11 protein-coding genes and 1 riboswitch are annotated in these 16,097 nt (G+C 71.9%); of the genes, 4 read left to right on the plus strand and 7 right to left on the minus strand.

Features of this window, described 5'->3' with window-relative positions:
* Positions 1-86: 86 nt before the first annotated feature.
* A complete protein-coding gene (locus tag ABD269_RS23005; protein ID WP_344120565.1) occupies positions 87-1,691 on the minus strand; it encodes an ABC-F family ATP-binding cassette domain-containing protein in 1,605 nt (534 codons plus the stop codon).
* Positions 1,692-2,097: 406 nt separating this feature from the next.
* Here ABD269_RS23005 and ABD269_RS23010 point away from each other — a divergent pair, with 406 nt between their 5' ends.
* Positions 2,098-3,405, plus strand: coding sequence for a phosphatase PAP2 family protein (locus ABD269_RS23010; protein ID WP_425572981.1), 1,308 nt, complete (start codon positions 2,098-2,100; stop codon positions 3,403-3,405).
* A gap of 19 nt (positions 3,406-3,424) precedes the next feature.
* Here the strand turns inward: ABD269_RS23010 and ABD269_RS23015 are convergent, their stop codons facing one another.
* From ABD269_RS23015 to ABD269_RS23035, 5 genes are all read right to left on the minus strand, one after another.
* A complete protein-coding gene (locus ABD269_RS23015) occupies positions 3,425-3,754 on the minus strand; it encodes a hypothetical protein (protein WP_344120567.1) in 330 nt (109 codons plus the stop codon).
* A gap of 92 nt (positions 3,755-3,846) precedes the next feature.
* Positions 3,847-5,508 (minus strand): NRAMP family divalent metal transporter, encoded by a 1,662-nt coding sequence (locus ABD269_RS23020; RefSeq protein WP_344120568.1) that lies wholly within the window; start codon positions 5,506-5,508, stop codon positions 3,847-3,849.
* Between the two features lie 299 nt (positions 5,509-5,807).
* Positions 5,808-5,981: riboswitch (M-box (ykoK) riboswitch) on the minus strand.
* Positions 5,982-6,118: 137 nt separating this feature from the next.
* Complete coding sequence (locus ABD269_RS23025; RefSeq protein ID WP_344120569.1) at positions 6,119-7,099, minus strand: alpha/beta hydrolase; 981 nt, start codon at positions 7,097-7,099, stop codon at positions 6,119-6,121.
* Between the two features lie 283 nt (positions 7,100-7,382).
* Positions 7,383-8,852 (minus strand): serine/threonine-protein kinase, encoded by a 1,470-nt coding sequence (locus ABD269_RS23030; RefSeq protein ID WP_344120570.1) that lies wholly within the window; start codon positions 8,850-8,852, stop codon positions 7,383-7,385.
* Between the two features lie 63 nt (positions 8,853-8,915).
* Complete coding sequence (locus tag ABD269_RS23035; protein ID WP_301890866.1) at positions 8,916-9,722, minus strand: serine/threonine protein kinase; 807 nt, start codon at positions 9,720-9,722, stop codon at positions 8,916-8,918.
* Between the two features lie 229 nt (positions 9,723-9,951).
* Here ABD269_RS23035 and ABD269_RS23040 point away from each other — a divergent pair, with 229 nt between their 5' ends.
* Complete coding sequence (locus ABD269_RS23040) at positions 9,952-12,912, plus strand: AfsR/SARP family transcriptional regulator (RefSeq protein ID WP_344120573.1); 2,961 nt, start codon at positions 9,952-9,954, stop codon at positions 12,910-12,912.
* Here the strand turns inward: ABD269_RS23040 and ABD269_RS23045 are convergent.
* On the minus strand, positions 12,909-14,282 hold the full coding sequence (locus ABD269_RS23045) for an erythromycin esterase family protein (protein WP_344120574.1): 1,374 nt from the start codon (positions 14,280-14,282) through the stop codon (positions 12,909-12,911). The genes ABD269_RS23040 and ABD269_RS23045 overlap by 4 nt on opposite strands.
* Before the next feature lie 141 nt (positions 14,283-14,423).
* On the opposite strand from ABD269_RS23045, the gene ABD269_RS23050 reads away from it, so the two are divergent.
* Together ABD269_RS23050 and ABD269_RS23055 are read left to right on the plus strand one after the other, a co-directional pair.
* On the plus strand, positions 14,424-14,627 hold the full coding sequence (locus ABD269_RS23050; RefSeq protein WP_344120576.1) for a lipase family protein: 204 nt from the start codon (positions 14,424-14,426) through the stop codon (positions 14,625-14,627).
* 77 nt (positions 14,628-14,704) lie between these two features.
* A complete protein-coding gene (locus ABD269_RS23055) occupies positions 14,705-16,063 on the plus strand; it encodes a phosphatase PAP2 family protein (RefSeq protein ID WP_344120578.1) in 1,359 nt (452 codons plus the stop codon).
* The last annotated feature ends 34 nt before the right edge of the window (positions 16,064-16,097 follow it).

Genomic DNA, 16,097 nt, shown 5'->3' on the forward strand with positions numbered 1-16,097 from the left:
CCCGCCGCTCCGTCTTTACGGCGCCGCGGCCCCCGCCCGGCCGGTGCGGCGGAACGCGCGCGGTCCGGGCGGGCAGGGGTGAGCGGTCAGGCGAGGGTGACCAGGTCGCGGTAGTCCTCGCTCCACAGGTCCTCGTCCGCGTCCGGCAGCAGCAGGACGCGGTCGGGGCGCAGGGCGTCGATGGCGCCCGCGTCGTGGGTGACCATCACGATGGCGCCGGGGTAGGAGCCGACCGCGGCCAGGACCTCGCCACGGGAGGCGGGGTCGAGGTTGTTGGTCGGCTCGTCCAGCAACAGCACGTTCGCACCGGAGTGGACCAGCCCGGCGAGCGCCAGGCGGGTCTTCTCCCCGCCGGAGAGCACTCCCGCGGGCTTGTCCGCGTCGTCCCCGGTGAACAGGAAAGCGCCCAGCACGCGCCGCACCTCACCGTCCGTCAGATGCGGGGCGGCACCGGCCAGGTTCTCCCGGACCGAGCGTTCCCGGGCGAGGGTGTCGTGCTCCTGGGCGAAGTAGCCCAGCCGCAGCCCGTGCCCGTGCACCACCCGCCCGGAGTCCGGTTCCTGCTCGCCGGCCAGGATGCGCAGCAGGGTGGTCTTCCCGGCGCCGTTGAGGCCGAGGACCACCAGGCGGCTGCCCCGGTCCACGGCCAGGTCCACCCCGTCGAGGACCTGGTGGCCGCCGTAGGACTTGGTCAGGGCGACCGCGCCGAGCGGCATCCGCCCGCACGGCTGCGGTTCGGGCAGCCGGATCCTCGCGACCTTCTCCGTGCGGCGGGCCGGTTCCAGCTCGGCCAGCATTCGGTCGGCGCGCCGGGCCATGCTCTTGGCCACCACGGCGGTGGCCACCCGGGCCTTCATCCTGTCGGCCTGTGCGTGCAAGGCCGCGGCCTTGCGTTCGGCGTTGGCCCGCTCCCGGGAGCGGCGCCGCTCGTCCGCCCGCCGCTGGTCCAGATACGTCTGCCAGCCGGTGTTGTGGATGTCGATCGTGGCGCGGCCGGCGTCGAGGTGGAAGACGCGGTTGACGACGTCGGCGAGCAGGTCCGTGTCGTGGCTGATCACCACCAGGCCGCCCCGGTGCCCCTGGAGGAAGGTGCGCAGCCAGGCGACGGAGTCGGCGTCGAGGTGGTTGGTGGGCTCGTCGAGCAGCAGGGTGCCGTCGTGCCCGGCGAACAGGATCCGTGCCAGCTCCGCCCGGCGCCGCTGCCCGCCGGAGAGGGTCCCGACGGGTTGGCCGAGCACCCGGTCGGGCAGCCCGAGTCCGGCCGCGACACGGGCGGCCTCGGCCTCGGCGGCGTATCCGCCGCCCGCCTGGAAGACGGCCTCGGCGCGGGCGTAGGCGTTCATCGCCCGCTCCAGCGCGGCGGGCCCGCCGGCGCCCGCCATGGCGGCCTCGGCCGCGCGCAGGTGTCGCAGGGCCCGGTCCAGGCCGCGGGCGGAGAGGATGCGGTCGGTGACGGTGACGGCCGGGTCGGCCGCGCGGGAGTCCTGGGCGAGGAACCCGGCCGGCCCGGTCCGCGTGACCGTCCCGGCCGCGGGCCGGGCCCGCCCGGCGAGGGCGGTCATCAGGGTGGTCTTGCCGGCACCGTTGCGGCCGACCAGGCCGATGCGGTCGCCGGGAGAGACAGTGAAGGAGATGTCGGACAGCAGCAGGCGGGCGCCCGCGCGCAGCTCGACACCACGAACGGTGATCATGGGATGACGCTCCGAAATAGCGAAAGGACACACTTCTGGCGTGGAAGCGGGTCCTCGGCTAGGAAATTCGGGGCGTAGACATGCGGCCACCGTAACCGACGCCCCGCGCGCGGCGCAGCTCCATTTCTCCGCCACATCGGAGCGACGGCGGTGCGGACCGCCGGCGCGGCCGGAGAGCTCGCCCGCGCACTGGCCCCGTGGCCGCGCCCGTCGGCCCAGGGCACCCGCAAAGCCCGCTCACAGCGCTTCGATAGCATGATCGGGCTCATGACGAGCACCCCCATCGCCCGCCCCGCACCGGAAACCCATCCGGCACGAAGAGTGAATCAGCCAACCAATACCTAACAAATCGGCCAAACAATTGATATCTATAGCGTCACGGGTGTTTTCGCGAATAAATTGCAGAATTACGCTCGCCGAATTGCGTAAACCACGGGCAATTCTCTGGGCCACGGCGGGTGCGGTGGCCCTCGGATTCCTTATCGCATTGGAGATCACCGCACGTCACTACGGCCTGCCGGGGCCGATCACCAACCAGGCGCGAGAGGTGGTATTCGCCCCCAAATCGGGGCCGCTGCTGTACGCCGGTATGGCGTTGATGATGGTGGTGCTCACCTGGCGGCAACGGTTCGTCGCGGCCGGGATCGCGGTCGGCATCGACATCGTTTTCTTTCTGGTGCGGTGGGCGTTCGACGCCAAGATGATGTTCGGCAACGGCGCGTTGTGGGTGGTGCTCGGCTGTGCGGTCATCGCCGTCACGCGCCGTACCGGCCGGGAACGTGCCCTGCTGCTGAAGGGTGTCGGGCTGGGTCTGCTGCTGGTGACCGGCCGTAAGACCGGAGACACCTGGCTGCTGATCACCGCGAAGGCCCGCCCGATGGTGCTCGACCAGTACGTGGCGACCGCCGATCACGCGCTGGGCGATCCGTCGTGGCTGGTGGGCCGGATGGTCAGGGCCACCGGCCCGATCGGCACCCACATTCTCGACTACGTCTACATCCAGCTCGCGGTGGCCGCGGTCGTCGTCGCGCTGTACCAGCTGCGCGACGTGGCGTCCGAGCGCCGCTTCCCGGGCCATCACCTGGTGCGCACCTTCCTGGTGATAGGCCTCCTCGGGCCGGGCATCTACATGATCTTCCCGGTGGTCGGACCGATCTTCGCCTACGGCGCTGCCGACGGCGGGCACTGGGCGGTGGCCGACCTGTGGCCCCACACGCCGCCGGTGGGCGTGCCGCACCATATGCCGTTCAACGAGATCACCCCGCGCAACTGCATGCCCAGCCTGCACACGGCGTGGGCCACTGCGATCTTCCTCCATTCCCGCAAGGCCCCCAGAATTCTGCAATTCTTCGGCGCGTTCTGGCTGATCGCCACGCTCGGCGCGACGCTGGGATTCGGCTACCACTACGGCACGGACATCATCGCCGGCGTGGTGTTCACGCTCACGATCGAGGCGGGACTGCGCTCGCTCGACCGCGGCTGGGACCGGTCGGGAATCCAGCTGGTCGCCTACGGCACGACCGTCTTCGCCGCACTCCTGGTGGCATATCGCTACCTGCCGGTGGAAATGGCCGACCACCCGTGGGTGTTCGGTCCGCTTCTCATCCTGGCGATGGCCTCGGTGATCCACCTCTACATACGCACCACCAAACTGTGGGAGCCGAAGGCCGCACACCCGGTGCGGCAGCCGGAACCCCAACCCGAACTGGTCTGAGTCATGTCGCGCCCGACGGTCAGGCGTGGGCCAGGGCCGCGGCTTCGACGATGCGGTGCGCGGCGGGCAGCGGCAGGTCGGTGAAGCGGGCGAGCCAGTGGGCGTCGTGGCCCTGCCGGGCGAGGATGTAGGCCAGGTGCACGCGCGGGTCGTAGACGGCGTGCGCGGTGCCAGGCCGGGGGCAGGTGCCCGGGTCGTCGAGCAGGTAGTCCCGCCCGGCCCCGCCGGACAGGGACAAGTGCACGCGCGGACAGGCGTGTTCGGCAGTGTGCGGCCGGCCTCCGCCGGAGGCGTGCAGGTGCCTCTGGGCCGGTGCGGTGAGCTTGGTGAGGTGTGGAAGGAGGCGCACGGTGCCCTCCCTTCTCCCGGAGGGGAGTCGGTGGTGGGTCCGGTCGCGGGGGGGGGGGGGGGGGNNNNCCCCCGCCACCGGAGGCGGAACGGTCAGTGGCCGAGCGCGAGCTGCACGATGCGGACGATCACCAGGACCATCGCGACGAACAGGTACGTGCGCAGGGCGGACAGCCCGACCTTGCGGCCGGTGGAGATGACGGGTTTGGGCAGCTGGTCCAGCGGGGGCATCCGCCAGTCGTGCTTGCCCGTGCGGTCGACGGGACCGGCCAGGGACCAGCCCTTGCGCCGGCGGCGGAGTTCCGCGTAGCCGAGGGCGAGGATGCCCGCGACGCCGCAGACGGCCATGATGTCGAGAATCGCGGTGGTGGTGATGCCGGGGAAGAGGACGGCCGCCGTCAGGATGACGGAGAGGGTGACGAGGACCGCGACGACGACGGAGGTGAAGACGTTCATGGCCCGGCCGTTGACCCATGGACCCAGCACCGTACGGTCGTTGCACAGCAGCAGGAGGAAGACCGAGGCCGAGGGCAGCAGCACGCCGGCCAGGGTCTGGACGCCCTCGGTGAGCAGGCCGAGCGGTGAGCCGGGAATGATCACGATGACCGCGGCGGCCAGGACGACGCCGGCGAAGATCGCGTAGAAGGCCTTGGCGCCGGCCACGCCCCGGTGCAGGGAGTGCTTGAGGCCGAGGACGTCGCCCAGGGCGTATGCCGTGGACAGCGACACGGCGGAGGCGCCGATGATCGAGGCGTCGAGCAGCGCGACGGCGAACAGGGCTCCCGCGACCTTGCCCGCGCTCGCCTCCAGGCCGTGGGCGATCCCCGCGGCGTCGTCGAAGTTGCCGTAGCCACTGGTGCCGGTGAACGCGGCGGCGGCGAAGCCCATCATCGCCGCCGCTCCGACGATCACGATGACGATGCCGAGCCACAGGTCGGCCTTCTCGTAGCGCATGAAGCGCGGGGTGATGCGCTTGTCGATGACGTAGGACTGCTGGAAGAACAGCTGCCATGGGGCGACGGTCGTGCCGACGATCGCGATGATCAGCAGCATCACGTCGGAGAGCTGCGAGCCGTGCGGCATGCCGGGGACGACGAGGTCGTGCGCCATCGTTCCGGCGCTCGGGTGGATGATGAAGTAGATCGGTACGAGCAGCAGCGAGCCCAGGCAGAGGAAGACCGCGGTGCGCTCGAAGCGGCGGAACGACCCGGTCGAGGCGGCGGCGATGACCACGGCCGCGGCGACGAGCACGCTCACCGTCTTCGGCAGCCCGAGGTAGCCGACCGCGAGGGTGACGCCGATGAACTCGGTGACGATGGTCAGGGCGTTGAGCAGGAACAGGTCGATGACCGAGAACGCGCCCCAGAACTTCCCGAACCGCTCCAGGATCAGTCGGGCGTGCCCGACGCCGGTCACGGCGCCGAGGCGCAGCACCATCTCCTGGTTGACGTACAGCACGGGGACGAGCAGGAGCAGGGTCCACAGCAGGCGGGTGCCGTAGTTCTGTCCGGCCTGGCCGTAGGTGGCGAAGGCGCCGGCGTCGTTGTCGCCGACCATCACGATCAAACCCGGACCGATGATGGCCAGGAGCGTCTTCAACTTGGCGGGTATGCCGTTGCGCGGGGCGGTGTCGCCCTGCTTGATGGTGCCGAGCGCGCCGCGGATGTCGCCGACGTGGGCGTCGTCCAGGACCGCGGTGCGCGGCTCGGGGGCAGGCGTGGGAGCGGTGGAGTCGATGAGTGCGGTGTCGGTCATGGTGGACCTCCCGGCCCCCCGGCAGGGGGAGGTGGTGGGGCACGCGGCAGCAATCCCCCCTGCGAGCGCGCAGCCCGACGGCCCGGGGCGGCATCAGGCCGCACGGGTGTCGTGGCGATCGCGCGAGTGCGCGCAGAGAAGGTGGTTACCGCATGCCGGGCAGAGGCGAGGAAGGACGGGGACGGGGCCGATGACGACCCGGACTACTGTGACTGCGGTCCATCTCTCTCGCCTCCTCCCGGCCGTGGCGCGCGTGGGCGCCGTACCACTCGGCAACGAGCGGACCGGCCCCTGCGGCCGGCTCACCCCTACTCGTCAGAGCTTTGGCACTGCACGGCGTAATCCCCTTTGCGGGGAAGCCACTTGGGATCACCCCTTAGGCCGGGGAGATCTGTCCTGAACCTGGGCGTCTCTCGACGTCGTGGGGTCAGTGGCCTGTGTCCGTGCAGACGCCTCACCGAACGAGGTGTCTTCTTCAAACGTCTAGCAGTCTGCCCTGTACTTGCGCATCGACGCAACTACTTGACCCAACCTTGACACCGCCGGTCCGCTCCGGACACACCGCAAGGCGCGGGGACGCCGGGTCCCCGCGCCTTGCGCACAGCCGGTGCTACGCCTTGCGGAGGCGGCCGATGATGCCGTCCAGGTCCTGCCTGAAGCGCTCCGGGCGGACCCAGTGGCCGCCGCTCTCCTCATACGCCTCGTACGGAATGCCGGCCCGGTCGAGAAGGCCGCGGAACTCCCGCTGGCCGCTGAGCACATGGGTCTCGTTGACCCAGTTCCAGATGCCCTGGGGACTGGTGCCGGCGACCATGAAGATCCGCTTGTTCCGGTAGCTCTCGATACGCTCGCACGGGTTGTCGTCCCTGACCCTGTTCTGGTCCCACGGCACGCCGTAGACGGTGCCGCCGCCCAGGTCCAGGGCAGAGGTCGCGTTGGCCCAGTGGACGACCGCACCGCCGCTGCCGCGCAGGCTGCCCGGGCCGGAATGGGCGCTGACCGAGGCGAAGTGACCCCAGTACTTGGCGGCGTACTTCAGCGCGCCGAAACCACCCATCGAGAATCCCGAGACGGCGCGCCCGTCGTACTCGGCGAACGTCCGGAAGTTCGCGTCGACCCACGGGATCAACTGGTTGATGTGGAAGGACTCCCAGTTCCTGGGGCCCACGTTGGAGCTGACCGGGTTGGAGTACCAGCCCGTGTGCCCGCCGTCGGGCATCACGACGATCATGGGCTTCCCGGCGGTCCACGCGCGGATGCCGCCCTCGGGCAGGCGGTCGAACTCGATGAAATCGCCCCCGCCGCCGTGGAGCAGGTACAGAACGGGGTAGGTGCGCCCGCTGGTGTGGTAGTCGTCGGGGAGCAGGACGTTGACGGCGGGCTGCCAGCCGATCTCGGCGGTCTGGAAGCGGTACCACCACATGCGGGGGTCGGCCTCACCGCGGTCCACGATGCGCAGCCCGAAGCCGTCGCCCGCCGCACTGGCCGACGTCGCCGACGCAAGGACTCCCCCGGCGCCCAGGGCCATCGCCGCGGACAACCCGCCGACGGCCTTCAAGACACCTCTGCGGGTGGGACGGTGCTCGCTCAAAATGGCCTCCTGGTCGGTAAGTGAGCGGTAGCTCGACGGCGCGGTCCGGGACCGACGGCCCGCAAGGTAGCCGCAGGGCGCCGCGGCACGGCATCCGGAACGCTCCGGAGTGACGGCGCCCGACGATCCCCGGTAGAACTTGCCGTGCCGTGAATCCCGGCATCCGCCGCCGAGTCGAGGGAGAGGCGTGCGCGTCGCGCAGTGTGCCCGGACCCGTGCCACAGCCCGCCCGGCCGCGGCACGGCGCAGGCATGACGGTGGGTCCGGTGGCCCGGAGGCCCGCTCACCGTACGGGCGTGGGACGCGGGCACTGCGGGATCTCGGGGCGGTCCTTCGTGCGCACGGCGGGCAGCCACGCGGTGGGCCGTGCGGAGCCGAGCGGGAGCCGGATGCGGAACCACTCCTCGGACCACGTGCCCACCTCGTCGACGATGGGCACCCCATGGGGGAGCCGGCAGTCGACGGCGAGGACGTCGCCGTGCCACACGCGTGTCGGTACGACGTTGTCGATGGTGTAGGGCCGCAGGGGGTCGATCGCCAGGCCGAGGCTGCACTGCGGGTCCCGGTCCGTACGGCCGGCGCAGCGCTGCTCGGTGTTGAACACCCGGATCCGGCCCGCGGCATCGGCCATCGTGCCGGCCGATGCCGTGGCGGGCTCGCGGGATCCGGCGGGCGCGGCGGATCCGCCGTCGCGCACGGCGTACGACAAGCCCGCCGCGACCGCCCCGCACACCGCGACGGCCACGAGCGCGGCACGGATCCTTCCGCGCCGCTTCGCCGCCTGCCGCGCGGGCTCGCCCGCTTCCTCGGCAGGCTCCGGTTCCGTGTCCTGCCGGGTGGTGGCGATGCGCGCCAGCAGGCTCTCCGCGGTGTGCGCGGCCCGCGCGGCGTGGGTGGGTGCCAGGCAGTCGGCGGCCAGCGCGCGCCAGAACGGCGGTACCGCGTTGTCCATGCGCAGCGGTGCGCGTCCGTCGGCGTACTCCTGTGTCGCGGCGGCGCGCGAGACAGGAGTGGCACCGGGGAACGGCGAGGCGCCGGAGGCGAACACTTCGTGGATCATGATGCCCAGGGCCCAGATGTCGGCGCTCGGCCGGACCCGTACGCCCTGGTCACCGAGCGGGGCCTTCCAGCGCTCGGGCGGGAGGTAGTCGAAGGTGCCCATCGGGGGCGCGTATCCGTGGGTGCCCGTCAGTTCCGTGGCGAGCCCGAAGTCCGAGAGTTTGACCGAACCGTCCGCCATGAGCAGGACGTTGTCCGGTTTGAGGTCGCCGTGCACCCAGCCGGCGCCGTGCAGGAAGGCCAGGCCCTCGCAGACCTCGGTGATCAGCCGGGCGCCCTCGGCCTCGGTCACTCCGGCGTCGAGGCGGTCGCGCAGGCTGCACTCGGCCCGCTCCATGACCAGGACGATCGCGCCGTCCAGGAGTGGGTGGCCCGGTTCGCCGAGCACGACGGAGTCCAGCAGGCGGATCAGCCTCGGGTGGCGGGTCCGCCGGCCGAACTCCACTTCGCGCCGGGCGGTTTCCGCGACCATGCGGGCCTGACGCGGTGCGAGCCCCTCGGTCAGTAGGAACTTGAGCGCGACGCCCTCCCGGCCCTCGGTCCCGCCCGGGCCTTCGCTAATCGGCCGTCCGGCATGGACCGTTGCCCAGCCGCCGGCCGCGATCGGCCCGGTGACCTCCCAGTCACCGACGCGGTAGCCACGCGGGAGCGCTTCCAGGGGGTCACTTCCCGAGGTGTCTCCAGGACCCTGCACCGTCCCCTCCTCCGGTCCTCCGGCCGTGCCGGGACAAGCCGCCGCTCCTCGTGGGTCTGCGGCTCATCTCGCCGTCTCCCGCTCCTGTGTGCCCGCTCCGGCCCGGGGCGGCAGCAGCGCGAGGTGCTCCTCCCGTACGAGGCCGAACCGCAGCGCGAGTCCGACGATCGCCTCCCGCTTGCCGTTGCGGCGGGCCTCCCTGCGGGGTTCGCCCCCGGCCGGATCGCCGATCCGCATCTTCTCCTCGGCGAGGTAGTCGATGTGCGAGCTGACGGCCCGGGCCGTCAGCCGGCCTCCGGCGGGGTGGCCCCTGAGCCGTTCGACGATCTGGGGAGTGGTCGGCACCGCGACCGGCGACTCGTCGCGCAGCCGCGGTTCGCAGAGCGCGACGAGGACGAGGAAGTACGTGGCCGTCTCGTCCAGGGAATACGCGGTGACCGTGCGGCTCCCCCACTGGCCGCCCACGCCGTCCGGGTCGAGGTAGACGTGGTCGGGCGCGAACACCTGGAAGGCGACCGTGGCGCTGCCGCGGGTGGGCAGCACCACCCGGGAGAACTCGAAGGGGATGGGCGCCCCGGCCCGTCGTGGCGGCACCCTCAGGTACTCCCCCGCCCCCTCCGGGTTCTCCACCAGATAGCTCTGGGTCGCGCTGTGGTTGGTGAGCTGCCAATGATCGTCGGTGACCCGGATCTCCCCCGCCAGCCGGGAGATCGCCGCGTCGGCGAGGCGGAGTTCGACCGGCGTCCTCGCGGACCCCCGCCCGAAGCGGGCCGCCTCCCCCGGGCCGAGCCGCAGCGTCACCGCGTCGCCGCACGGCTCCCCGCCGGCATCGCCGCCCGCCTGCGGCAGATAGATCACTATCCCGCTCACGTCCCCCTCCTCACACCCCCGTCAACGGCCGTCACACACGGCGAACGTTACACATCCCTTACGGGAATGTCCTTCGCCGTCCTGCCGGCCCGACGGGACGGCATGCCGTCGAAGTTCGCCCGGGGCGACGGACGGCGCCGGCGCTCCCCCTCGGGGCCGGACGCGCCCTATGATCATCAACCAATCCGTCGGGGTAGGGGAGACGTCGCAATTGCCCACGCTGCACGAGGTGACTCGCATCCGCCTGCTCGGTCCCGTCCAGTTCGTCTCGGTTCACGGGGTGGCCACCCGCCCCGGAGCACCGGGGCCGCAGGCCGTACTGGCGGCCCTGGCGCTGCGCGCGGGAAACCTGGTGACCATGGACGAGTTGATCGACGGGCTGTACGACGATCCGCCGTCCTCCGCCCGGCGCGTGGTCGTGAACTACGTGCACCGGCTGCGGACCCACTTCGACCGGGCGGACGCGGACCGCGGCGAGAACCCGTCGTCGCTCATCACGACCACGGCCGACGGGTATGTGCTGCGACTCGCCGAGGAGTGCGTCGACGCGCTGCGGTTCGGCCTGCTCGCCGCACGGGCCAGGCAGCGGGCCCGGGGCGGCGACCCGCTGACCGCCGTGGCCTGTCTCGAGGAGGCGCTCGGGATGTGGCGCGGCCCCGCCCTGGCGGGCCTGCCCGGGCCCGGTGCCGAGGACCAGCGCCGCGCGCTGACCGAGCAGCGCGCGTCCGCGGTGGAGCACCGCCTGGAGCTGCTGCTGGAGTGCGGGCGGAACGCGGAGCTGGTGCCGGACATCCTGCGCGCCCTGGAGGCGTACCCGTACCGGGAGCGGCTGCACGGCGCGCTGATGCTGGCGCTCTACCGCTCCGGGCGCGGCGCCGAGGCGCTGCTGGCCTATGACAACGCCCGTCGGGTGCTCGCGGACGAGCTGGGCATCGACGCGGGTCCGGCCCTCCGGGAGCTGCACGCCGCCATCCTGGCGGAGGACCGGACGCTCCTCGCCGCCCCTCGCGCGGTGGACGCGGGGGCACCGCCGCGGGCCGAGCGGGTGCGGCCGGGCGTCCAGGGCCCGCGGGAGCCGGCTCAGCTGCCGCCCGTGCCCTGCGACTTCACCGGCCGTCAGGAGCAGATATCGGCGCTGGTCTCCGCGCTCACCCGCGGTGCCGAGCACGCCGTCGCGGTCATCACGGGGATGGGCGGGGTCGGCAAGACCGCACTGGCCCTGCGCGCGGCGCACGCCGTCGCCGGGACGTATCCCGACGGGCAGCTGTACGCGAATCTGCGCGGGCCCGACGGGGCTCCGTGCGACCCGGCCGGGATCCTGACGGGCTTCCTGACGGCACTGGGCGTTCCGCACGAGCGCTTCCCGGGGTCGCTCGCCGACCGCACGGCGCTGTTCCGCACGCTGCTGTCGCAACGGGCCGTGCTGGTCGTGCTGGACAACGCCACCAGCGTGGCGCAGGTCGAACCGTTGCTGCCGGGCGCGGCCCGGTGCGCCGTGCTGGTCACGGCCCGGGCCCTGGCGGCGATGCCCGCCACCCTCACCGTGCCCCTGGTGGGTCTGGGCCCCGACGACGCCATGGAGCTGATCGGCAAGGTCGCGGGGGCGCGGCGGCCGGCGGAGGAGCCGGATGCAGTAGCCGCGCTGGCGGCGGCCTGCGGGTACCTGCCGCTCGCGCTGCGCGCGGCCGGGGCCCGCCTCGCGGCCCGGCCCGCGTGGACGGTCGCCACGCTGCTGGAACGCGTGTCGGACCAGGCGCGGCTGCTCGGAGAGCTCCGGGTGGGAGAGCTGACGGTGGAGGCGGTCTTCGAACTGTCGGCCTCTCAGCTGACTCCCCGCCAGGCCCATGCGTTCATGGCGCTGTCCATCCCGCACTGCGCGGAGTTCGACGTCATGGGCGCGGCCGCCGTTCTCGAACTGCCGGAGCAGGACACCGAGACGGTGCTGGAGGCACTGGTCGACGCCGTGCTCCTGGAGACCCGCGCACCGGGCCGCTACCACTTCCACGACCTGGTCGGCGCGTACGCGCGGGCGAAGGCGCAGACGGAGCTGACCGAGCGGGAACGCCGCACGGTGGTGCGCAACGCGGCCGACTACATGTGTGCCAGCGTCGTGGCCGCGGTCCGGGCCTCCCAGCCGCTGGCCGGGCCGCTGACCGCGGAGATCCACCCGCGGCGGTCGGCAGGCGCGGATGTGGGCACCGGGCTCCATGCCATGGTGTGGATGCGGGACGCGCTGCCCACGGTGGCCGCGGTCGTCGAGCAGGCGGCGGCCAGCGGCGACCCCGACGCGGTGGCGCTGGCCGTGGACATCGTCACGCTCGTGCCGTGCTTCGAGGAGATCGTGCCGCTGGGACCGCTCATGAAGGCCGCGACCGCCCTGGTCCCGGCCGCCCTGGCACTGTGCGGCCGGGACATCGCCGCCACCGCCTACTACGCGGCGGGGGTGATCCTCAAGAAGCACTCCTCCCCCGAGTCCCTCCACCGCTCACGGACCCACCTGGCGCAGGTCCTGGAGATCATCGGGGACGCCCACGCGCCGGGCGGCGGACCGCGGCCGTTCCTGCTGGTGCTGTTCACTCTGGCGATGCTCTCCCAAGTGGAGCTCCAGTTCGGCAACTTCGCGGCGGCCCGCGCCTATGCGGAGCGGTCGGTGGCCCTGGCGGCGGCCAGCGGCGACCGGGAGCTGGTCGCGCGGCGGCGCACCATCCTGCTCCAGATCGAGGTCGAGGATCCGGACCGGCGGTTGGACCTGGACCTCATCGCGGCACAGTGCCGGGAGCTGACGGGGGTCTTCACCCGGAGCGAGGACGAGAAGTGGCTCATCAGGGTGCTGATGACGGAGGCGGACAGTCTGCTGCGCGGCGGCAGCCACGCGGCGGCGGCGCGGTTGTACCGCCGGGTGCTGGAACGCGCCCGGTTCAGCTGCCATGCCCGCAACGAAACGGAGTGTCTGTTCCGGCTCGCCGAGGCGCTCCTGGCGACCGGGGACACCGAGGCCGCCGTCGACACCGCGCGGGATGCCCTGGCCGGCGCCCGGCTGACCCAGGAACCGCTGCTGATAGCGCGTAGCCACCAGGCGCTCGGCAGAGCACTGCGGGCGGTGCGCGAGGACGCGGGCGCCGACGCGCACCTGGCGCAGGCCGAGGAGCTGTTCCGGGGTCTGCGGGAGCCCTGTCCGGCCTCCCGCTAGCGGGTCGTGACCGGGTCCGCCGGTGGCACCGGGACGGATGCGTGCACCTTGTGCAGGTGGACCAGGACGTCGAAGGCGCGGCCCAGCGCCAGCGGCGGTGTGGGCCGGTTCGGGTACCGCCCGGGGATGACGAACGTCGAACGTGCCGTGTTCAGCCAGTCCCGCACGGCCGGATCCCGGCCCGCCGCACGCAGGTCGACGTAGAAGTCGCGGTGGCGGACCTTGTCGAGGGTGTACTCGTTGCTGCCCGGTGCGGCGGGTCCGACGGAGAAGGTCCCCGCAGCACTCGCCGACGTCCGGGCGCGGTAGTCGCCTTCGTAGAGAGACGTGCCGACGGCCAGGTACTTGCCGCCGATGAGTTCGCGCAGGACCGCGCCCGTCGTGACGGGGTAGTACGCGGGCATCACCGTCTCGTAGGAGACGTGGCCGTCATGGGCCGACAGGACGACGCGGTCACCTGTCTGACGCTGCCACCACACGGCGATCTCCGCCATGGTCCGGTCGCGTTGCCGGCCGGCTGCGGCCAGCTGGGCCGGGTCGTCCGTGTCGAAGGTGTACGACTCGGCCATCCGGAAGATGATCCAGGCCTCCTGGAGCACCCGGGGATCCTGCCTGCCGGCCCGGGCCAGCAACTGATAGGCGGCCTCGGCGTCCTCCGCGATGACCTTCCGTCCGGCGAGCGGCAGCGCGTTGTACGCGGCCAGGCGCGTGGCGACCCCGCCGGGCAGGGCGCGCAGCGCCGTGTAGTGGCGGCGCAGTTCGGGGACGAGGGCGGGTTCATTGGTGCCCGCCCAGGCGAGGATGCGCTCGTACTGCTCCGGACCGGCGTCGGAGACGTCCATGCCCACGATCCGGACCTTGTGCGTGCTGGTGCGGTTGTGTTCCCTGATCCAGCCGAACATCCGCAGGAGTTCCTCGGTGTCGAGCAGGGAGTACCCGTCCTGGAGCTCCTCGCGCATGATCTGCCGCGGATCGCCCTCGCCGGTGAGGACGTAGGTGTCCAGCCGGGCCGCCGCGGACCAGCTCATCTCCGTGGCGAGGGCGGAGAACCCCTCCCGTTCGACCAGGTGCCTGAACAACCGGTCCTTCACGGTGAACAGTTCCTTCGAGCCGTGCGAGGCCTCGCCGAGGCCGACGACCGTCGCGCCCCGGGTCATCGAGGCGAACGCGGCCAGGTCCGCCCCGGACCCGCCGGGCTCCGTGCTGCGCAGCGGGTGGGCGGACCGCTGCAGTCCGGCCACCACGGCACGGTCCGGAGCCGAGGCCGGGGAGGACGGGGCGGCCGCCGCGTCGGCGACGGCCGGGATCAGGAGCGCTGCCAGGGAGAGCGCCAGGGCCGCCGAGCGGCGCCGTAAAGTCACATGCTTCATGCACGCGTTATATCCGGTGGCGAAGCCCGGAGATCCAGGCCCCTACCCGATCGGCGCGCCCGCGACGAACTATCGTGCGGCACAGCCGGAAGAACCCGTCGACTTGACCGTTCGCTTCGCCAGACCGCAAGGAGCACCGTCGTGTCCAACGCCCCGGTCAGCCCGTCCTTCCTCCTCGTCCACGGCGCCTGGCGCCAGCCCACGTGCTGGAGCGCCCTGCAGGACGCCCTCGCCGCCGACGGCCTACAGTCCCGTACGGCCGACCTGCCCAGCTCCGGCCCGCAGCGCACGCCCACGGCCGAACTGGCCGCCCTCCTCGGCAAGATCGCTGCCACCGAAACTTGACTGGCCGGAACAAAATGGACCATTTTGTAAGAATCCAACAAATAGGTGTTACCTAATTGACACCTATAGTGTGGCGGGTGCTTTCGCGAATAAACGCCAGAATTACGTTCGCCACGTGGCGTCGGCCACGGGCGATCCTGTGGGCCGCGGCGGGCGTGGTGACCCTCGGGTTCCTCGTCGCGCTGGAGATCGCCGCGCGTCGCTACGGCGGCGTGCCGGGGCCGATGGCCACCCTGGCGGAAGGGGTGGTCTTCGCCCCCAAACCGGGGCCGCTGTACGGCGGTCTGGCGTTGACGATGGTGGTGCTCACCTGGCGGCAGCGGTTCATCGCGGCCGGTGTCGCGGTCGGCATCGACGTCGTCTTCGTGCTGGTGCGGTGGGCGGTCGGTGCCAAGGTGCCCGAGGGGCATTTCTTCGGCAATGGCGCGTTGTGGGTGATGCTGGGCTGTGCGGTCATCGCCGTCACACGCCGCACCGGCCCGGAACGTGCCCTGCTGCTGAAGGGCGTCGGGCTGGGGCTGCTGCTGGTGGCCGGCCGCAAGATCGGAGACACCTGGCTGCTCATCACGGCGAAGACCCGGCCCATGGTGCTCGACCAGTACGTGGCGACCGCCGATCACGCGCTGGGCAACCCGTCGTGGCTGGCGGGCCGGATGCTCAAGGCCACCGCGCCGGTCGGCACCCACCTTCTCGACCTGGTCTACGCGCAGCTCGCGGTGGCCGCGATCGTCGTCGCGCTGTACCAGCTGCGCAACGTGGCGGCCGAGCGCCGCTTCCCGCGCCATCATCTGGTGCGCACCTTTCTGGTGATCGGCCTGCTCGGGCCGGCCATCTACATGATCTTCCCGGTGGTCGGACCGGTCTTCGCCTACGGCCCGGGCACCTCGGGCACCGGCGGCGTGCAGTGGGCGGTGGCCGACCTGTGGCCTCACACGCTGCCGCCGGTCTCCGCCCCGCACCCGGTGCTGTACGACGGGATCACCCCTCGCAACTGCATGCCCAGCCTGCACACGGCGTGGGCCACCGCGATCTTCATCCATACCCGCAAGGGCTCCCGGATCGTGCGATACGCGGGGGCGTTCTGGCTGATCGCCACCCTCAGCGCGACGCTGGGCTTCGGCTACCACTACGGCTCGGATCTCGTGGCCGGCGTGGTGTTCACGCTCACGATCGAGGCAGGGCTGCGCTCGCTCGACCGCGGCTGGGACCGGTCGGGAATCCGGCTGGTCGCCTACGGCACGACGGTCTTCGCCGCACTCCTGCTGGCATACCGCTATCTGCCGATGGAGATGGCCGACCACCCGTGGGTGTTCGGCCCGCTTCTCATTCTGGCGTTGGCCTCGGTGATCCTCCTCTACGTGCGGACCACCAAACTGTGGGAGCCGAAGGCCGCACACCCGGTGCGGCAGCCGGAACCCCAACCCGAACTGGTCTGAGTCATGTCGCGCCCGACGGTCAGGCGTGGGCCAG

This window comes from Streptomyces blastmyceticus, from assembly GCF_039521185.1.
GTDB lineage: Bacteria > Actinomycetota > Actinomycetes > Streptomycetales > Streptomycetaceae > Streptomyces > Streptomyces blastmyceticus.